The 6,905-nt window shown below is 64.1% G+C and carries 5 protein-coding genes; 2 read left to right on the top strand and 3 right to left on the bottom strand.

All coding sequences use genetic code 11. The annotated features are described in order from the left end of the window. Positions 1-127: 127 nt before the first annotated feature. Complete coding sequence (locus NMG80_RS35900) at positions 128-1,546, bottom strand: MFS transporter (protein ID WP_254022522.1); 1,419 nt, start codon at positions 1,544-1,546, stop codon at positions 128-130. A 519-nt stretch (positions 1,547-2,065) separates the two neighbouring features. Between NMG80_RS35900 and guaB the strand changes: the two genes are divergently transcribed. Continuing rightward, a complete protein-coding gene (gene guaB, locus NMG80_RS35895) occupies positions 2,066-3,571 on the top strand; it encodes an IMP dehydrogenase (protein WP_254022521.1) in 1,506 nt (501 codons plus the stop codon). Between the two features lie 25 nt (positions 3,572-3,596). Continuing rightward, positions 3,597-4,139: a hypothetical protein gene (locus NMG80_RS35890; protein WP_254022520.1), complete on the top strand. Its 543-nt coding sequence runs from the start codon at positions 3,597-3,599 to the stop codon at positions 4,137-4,139. A 108-nt stretch (positions 4,140-4,247) separates the two neighbouring features. Here NMG80_RS35890 and rnd read toward each other — a convergent pair whose 3' ends face one another. Both rnd and NMG80_RS35880 read right to left on the bottom strand, forming a co-directional pair. Continuing rightward, positions 4,248-5,399, bottom strand: coding sequence for a ribonuclease D (gene rnd, locus NMG80_RS35885; RefSeq protein ID WP_254022519.1), 1,152 nt, complete (start codon positions 5,397-5,399; stop codon positions 4,248-4,250). Between the two features lie 97 nt (positions 5,400-5,496). Continuing rightward, the gene (locus NMG80_RS35880; protein ID WP_254022518.1) at positions 5,497-6,741 is read right to left on the bottom strand and encodes an MFS transporter; all 1,245 of its coding nucleotides are present in this window, start codon (positions 6,739-6,741) and stop codon (positions 5,497-5,499) included. Between the last annotated feature and the right edge of the window lie 164 nt (positions 6,742-6,905).

Here is a 6,905-nt window from a genome sequence, read left to right as displayed (position 1 = left end):
ATGAGGGGTGCTCCAGCTTGGCAATGTGCTAGAAATCGCCGCAGCCTCATTCCCTCCAACACCCCTCATCCGTCTCGGCGCTTCGCGCCGATCCACCTTCTCCCACAACAAGGGGAGAAGGGAGAGCTTACGATCCCGGTGGACCCACGCCCAGCGTCTTCGGCGCCGTCAGCCCGCGATATCCCGATACGGCGTTGCCGGCATCGGGCGCCAGCCGCATGAACGGCAGCGATGCGGCGGCCGAGAGGGCTGCGACAATGAAGAACGCGATGTGAAAGTCGCCCAGCGTCAGCGGCCCGCCATGGATTGTCGTCGAAACTTCCAGGATGCCGCCGGCCAGCGCCACGCCGAGCGCGATCGACAGTTGCTGGAACACTGCGGTGATCGGCGTTGCCCTGCTGGTGTCGGCGGTCGAAATCTCGGCATAGGCTAGCGCGTTGATGCCGGTGAAGAACATCGAGCGGATGAAGCCGCCGACGAGCAAGGCGGCGAGGACCAGCAGATACGGCGTGTCGGGCGAGAGCAGGCCATTGATGGCAATCGACGCCGCCGCGATCAACGAGCCGAAGATCAGCACGCGGCGGAACCCGGCGACCCGGAAGATCAGCGCGGTGACGAATTTCATGCCGATGGCGCCGATCGCCGCCACGAAGGTGATCATTCCCGACTGGAACGGCGTCAGCCCGAAGCCGATCTGGAACATCAGCGGCAAAAGGAAGGGCACGGCGCCGATGCCGATGCGAAACAGCCCGCCGCCGAGGACCGAGGCGCGAAACACCTGGTTGCGGAACAGCTCGAGCGCCAGCAGCGGATTTTTGGCGCGGCGCGCATGCAGGAGGTAAAGCACGGCTGAAACCAGCCCGACAGCTACCGTGAGGAAGCCAGCAATCGGCGGCAAGGCCGGCAGGCTGACTACCGACAGGCCGAACACGATGCCTGATGCCGCCAGCCCGCTCAGCATGAAACCGATGAAATCGAGCGGCGGCGTCCGCGCCGCTTCGGTCTCCGGCAGGAAGTGCGTGGCCAGCCAGATGCCGATCAGCCCGATCGGCACATGGATCAGGAAGATCCAGTGCCAGCTGAAATAGGTGGTGATGAAACCGCCGACCGGCGGCCCGACAAGCGGCCCGAGCAATGCCGGAACGGTCAGCCACGACATCGCGGCGACGAGTTCGCTCTTCGGCGTGGCGCGCACCAGCACCAGGCGTCCCACCGGCGTCATCATGGCGCCGCCAATGCCTTGCAGGAAGCGTGAGATCACGAAAGCCGGCAGCGAATTCGACACCGCGCAAGCGACCGAACCGACGATGAACACGGCGATTGCCGCGCGAAACACGGTCTTGGCGCCAAAATGGTCGGCCATCCAGCCGCTGATCGGAATGAACACCGCCAGCGACACCAGATAGGCGGTCAGCGCCAGCTTGAGCGCCACCGGGCTGGTCTGGAGGTCGACGGCGATCGCCGGCAGCGACGTTGCGATAACGGTCGAATCCATGTTTTCCATGAAAAGAGCGACCGCCAAAATAAGCGGGATGGTGCGGTTCATGGAGCGAGTCCGGATTCGATTGTTCACCGCCGATTGCCTGCCGGCCTCTCGGGGGCAAGCCGACAGGCGGGGCGGTTACCACGGGTCGTGTCGGATGTCGCCCTGATTTGCTGTCACATTTGTGCGACCTTGGCAGCGTGCCAGTTCGGAGCCGGCGAAGAATGGCGCCTAAATAAAAAACCCGCCTCGGCAGCGGGTCGCTGGCGCAAATCAGCACCATGAATAAATTCCTAGCATAGTTGCCGTCACAAAGCAAGTCAGATGTGCTATTCACTTCAGCAAAAGCTGGCGCCCTGCCAATTCTCGACCTCGGCGCGGCGCCAACCTGAAGCGATTGCCCCGAGCCCGAGCCTGAGCCTGAGTCTCTTCCGCTGCCAGGGTCGCCCTGTCGTGCACAAGCAATCGGCTTTTCAACGGCGACGGGACGTGTTACGAGCCAGCGCCAATCCTGAAAGGGAAGAAGACGAGTCGGCGCTGTCCATCCGGTCCAGCGCTTTTCATGCATTCCGAGGGCTGGCCATGGCAAAGATTATCGAAACGTCCACGGGCGCATTGGCGCTGACCTTTGACGATGTGCTGCTGCAGCCGGGTCATTCCGAGGTCATGCCCGGCGAGACCGATATCCGCACCCGCATCGCCGGCGACATCGACCTCAACGTGCCGATCCTGTCCGCCGCCATGGATACCGTAACCGAGGCGCGTCTTGCCATCGCCATGGCCCAGGCCGGCGGCATCGGCGTCATCCACCGCAATTTCTCGCCGGCCGAACAGGCCGAGCAGGTGCGGCAAGTCAAGAAATTCGAATCCGGCATGGTGGTGAACCCCGTCACCATCGGCCCCGATGCGACGCTCGCCGACGCCTTGGGACTGATGCGCACCTACAGCATCTCGGGCATTCCGGTGGTCGAGAATGGCGGTGCCGGCGGGCATAAGGTCGGTCGGCTGGTCGGCATCCTGACCAACCGTGACGTGCGCTTCGCCTCCGACCCGGGCCAGAAGGTCTACGAGCTGATGACCCGTGAGAACCTGATCACGGTCAAGGAGAACGTCGATCAGGACGAGGCCAAGCGGCTCCTGCACCAGCACCGCATCGAGAAGCTGGTCGTGGTCGACGATAGCGGCGGCAATTGCGTCGGGCTGATCACCGTCAAGGACATCGAGAAGTCGCAGCTCAACCCGCACGCCACCAAGGACGTGCAGGGGCGCTTGCGCGCTGCGGCCGCCACCAGCGTCGGTGATGACGGGTTTGAGCGCGCCGAGCGGCTCATCGATGCAGGCGTCGACCTGCTGGTGATCGACACCGCGCACGGTCACTCGCAACGCGTGCTCGACGCGGTGACGCGGGCCAAGAAACTGTCCAATTCGGTTCGCATCCTGGCGGGCAACGTCGCCACGTCAGACGGCACGCTGGCGCTGATCGATGCCGGCGCCGATGCCGTCAAGGTCGGCATTGGGCCGGGTTCCATCTGCACCACCCGCATCGTCGCCGGCGTCGGTACGCCGCAGCTTTCGGCGATCATGTCGGCGGTCGAGACGGCGCAGAAATCGGGCGTCTCGGTCATCGCCGACGGCGGCATCAAATATTCCGGCGATCTCGCCAAGGCGCTCGCCGCCGGCGCCAGTGCTGCCATGATCGGCTCGCTGCTGGCCGGCACCGACGAGAGCCCGGGCGAAGTCTATCTGCACCAGGGCCGTTCGTTCAAAGCCTATCGTGGCATGGGCTCGGTCGGCGCCATGGCACGTGGCTCCGCCGACCGCTATTTCCAGGCCGAGGTGCGCGACACGCTGAAACTGGTGCCGGAAGGCATCGAAGGGCAGGTGCCTTACAAAGGACCCGTGTCCGGCGTGCTGCACCAGCTTGCCGGCGGCCTGAAAGCCGCTATGGGCTATGTCGGCGGGCGCGACCTTGCCGATTTCCGCGACCGCGCCACCTTCGTACGCATATCCAACGCCGGACTTCGTGAAAGCCACGCCCATGACGTCACGATCACCCGCGAAAGCCCGAATTACCCCGGCGGAGCCTAACCAGCTCGCACGAAGCCTGACGGCAATGATGCTGCGGCTGTCGCGCCACGCTGCCGCGCTCTGTTTTGTCTGCGCGGCGGTTTTCGTCGCCATGACGGCGATGGAGTTCCTCTATTTCCGCCAGCTGAGCGGCGGCCTGCCGTCGCTCGATTTGCGCTTTGCCGGCTTCACCCCGGACGAGGGCATGGCTTGGCTGACGGCACTCGGCCGTCGCGGCAGCGAGATCATCCTGGTCTGGCATTATCTGACCTTCGACCTGCTGTTCCCGACGCTGCTGTCGCTGACATTTGTCAGCCTGATCCTTGCCGCCGGGCGGCGGCTGAAGAGCTTCCGGGCTCTTTCCGCCCAGCTTCAGTTGCTGTTCGCGCTCGTCCTGGTGCTGCCCTACACGCTTGCCGATTATGCGCAGAACGTCGCTGTGGCCCGCATGCTCTCCGATTTCCTGTCGGCCAATCCGGACTCGCTGTCCTTCGCCTCGGCGCTGATCGTCGCCAAATTCGCGCTTCTGGCGATACCGGTGATCGTCATCGCAGTTTTCCACGTGGCCGCTCAGAGACAGCGGGCGTAAGGACTTACGGCGTTGCACGTCGTCACCATGAGCGGCATAGAGCCGGTCTGTCGAGATCCTTCGCGCCAGCGTCCCAAACGATTCTACTGCGTCGCTCGAAATGCTTAGCTACACGTCGAACAGCGCGATCTTGCGCTTGTCGAACTTGATGGCGAGCTCGCCGCGCACCAGTTTGAGCGCCGCCTCGCCGAACACGGCGCGTCGCCAGCCTTGCAAGGCCGGCACGTCGGCGTCCTCGCCCTCGGCGGCGATGCGGTCGATGTCGTCGCTTGAGGCCAGCACTTTCGAAGCGACGCCCTCCTTTTCGGCGACGATCCGCAACAGCACTTTCAGCAGTTCGGCGGCGGCGTTGGAGCCTTCGGGCGGCTGAAAACTCTTCGGCAGCTTCGGCATCTCTTCCCTGGGCAAGGCAAGCGCGCTGTTGACCGCGCCGAGCAGCGCCGTTGCCGTCGCCGAGCGTTCCCAGCCTTTCGGCGTGGTGCGCAGCTTGCCGAGTGCTGCCGCATCGCGCGGCGCCTGCTGCGCCACCTCGTAGATGGCGTCGTCCTTGAGCACCCGGCCGCGCGGCACGTCGCGTTCGCGCGCCTCACGCTCGCGCCATGCCGCCACCGCTTGCACGATCGCCAGCTCCTGCGGCTTGCGCAGCCGCATCTTCAGCCGCTTCCAGGCGTCCTCCGGATGCGGATCATAGGTTTCGCGGGCGGTCAGCACGTCCATCTCCTCGTTCAGCCAGTGGGCGCGGTTTTCCCGCACCAGCTCGGCGCTGAGGTGCTGGTAGACCTCGATCAGATGGGTGACGTCGGCAAGCGCGTAGTCGAGCTGTTTTTCGGAAAGCGGCCGGTGGCGCCAGTCGGTGAAACGTGAGGACTTGTCGAGCCGAGCGCCGGTGATCTTCTGGACGAGCTGGTCATAGGAGACGCTGTCGCCGAAGCCGCAAACCATCGCCGCCACCTGGGTGTCGAATACCGGATGCGGCACCAGATCGCCGAGATGAACGATGATTTCGATGTCCTGGCGCGCCGCATGGAAGACTTTGACGACCGCCTCGTTGGCCATCAGCCTGAAGAACGGCTTCAGGTCGATATCGGGTGACAGAGGATCGATCAGCGCCGTCACCCCGGGCGCCGCCATCTGGATCAGGCAAAGGATCGGCCAAAAGGTCGTCTCGCGAATGAATTCGGTGTCGACGGTGACGAAATCCGACTTTTCGAGCGCGGCGAGGGCGGTCTCGAGTTCTTCTTGGGCAGTGATGACGTGCATCAAATCGCTTTTGGCAAAGTGTAAGGTGTCCTTCAATTTCAGCCGCGCGGGCTTTCGTCAAGCCGCTGTCGGGGTTTCAAGACCTGGCGGGCAGTCATCATTGCTTGGCAGGCCCGTCGGAATCATCGTTGCGCTTGGCCAGCCGGGCGAACACCGTCGATGTGCGCAAAAGGCCGATGAAACGGCTGCGATGGCCGGCCGGCACGCCCGATCGCACCTGCATCCGGTACAGGATGACGACGACGAAGATGGCGTAGACGGTGGCGGTGAACACGAACAGCGCGCTTGGCCCGAAATACTGCATCGCCGCCGAGGCGGCGAACGGCCCGCCAATGGCGCCGAAGGAATAGAACAGCATCAGCGCCGCGTTGATCAGCACGAACTCGCCCTTGTCGGCGCGGTCGTTCGAGTGCGCCGCCGACAGCGAATAGAGCGGCATGGCGAATGAGCCGAAGATGAAGACGATCACGAAGTTGAGGGATGGGTCGCTGCGCGCCCAGAACACCAGCGCCAGCGATGCGAGCAGCGCGCAGCACGTCGTTATCAGCAGCACCGAACGCCGGTCCCAGCGGTCGGACAGGTAGCCGAGCGGATACTGGATGATAGCGCCGCCGAAGATGCCGACGCTGACGAAGGTGACGACGTCGGTGACCGACATGCCGATCTGTTCGGCATAGACCGGCGACAATGTGCGAAAAGCGCTGTTGGTTACGCCGACGGCAATGCAGCCGAAGCAACCGAGCGGCGAAATCCGCCAGACGCGGGCCAGGTCGAGCTTGACGTCTTCCGGCGGGGTCGGGTTGGAGCGATCGCCAAGCGACACCGGCACCAGGGATAGCGTGATCATGATCGACATGACGGCGAAGATGGCGAAACCGCCGGCGCCGACGATCGGGATCATGAACTGTGCGCCGGTGACCGAACCGATGTCGACCATCCGGTAGATGGCCAGCACCCGCGCGCGGTCCTTGTTGGCGGCCCCGGAATTGAGCCAGGCTTCCATGATGGTGAACAAGCCGGCGAAGCAGAAGCCGCCGGCGAGGCGCAACGCGCACCACATGACCGGATCGACGACCAGCACCAAAAGCAATGTTCCCGCCGAAGCAATCGCCGCCAGCGCCGAAAAGGCGCGCACATGGCCGACGGCCTTCATGATGTGGGTGACAGCGAGGCAGCCGAGCAGGAAGCCGGCGAAATAGAACGTCCCCATCAGGCCGATGGTCGAGGCCGAAAACCCCTCCTGCGCCCCGCGCAATGCGATCAAGGTGCTCTGAAGGCCGTTGCCGCCGAGCAGGATGCCGGCGGCAATAAGGAGCGGGATCAGCGGGCGCATGGAGGACATGAAGGAAGGCCTGTCGTTGATCCTTCTTGAACCATCGCCCGCGCCAATGCCAGCGGCAATTCCCGGCGGTTAGCAGGCCAGCGCCGGCTATTAATGTCTCAGTTTGATGTTAGCTGGGGGCAATCTTTCGCGCTGCCGATGGCGCACTCGGGTGGCTTGCCGCC

This window comes from Mesorhizobium escarrei, assembly GCF_935825525.1.
GTDB classification, from domain to species: domain Bacteria; phylum Pseudomonadota; class Alphaproteobacteria; order Rhizobiales; family Rhizobiaceae; genus Mesorhizobium; species Mesorhizobium escarrei.
This window is presented reverse-complemented; position numbering and strand designations above follow the sequence as displayed.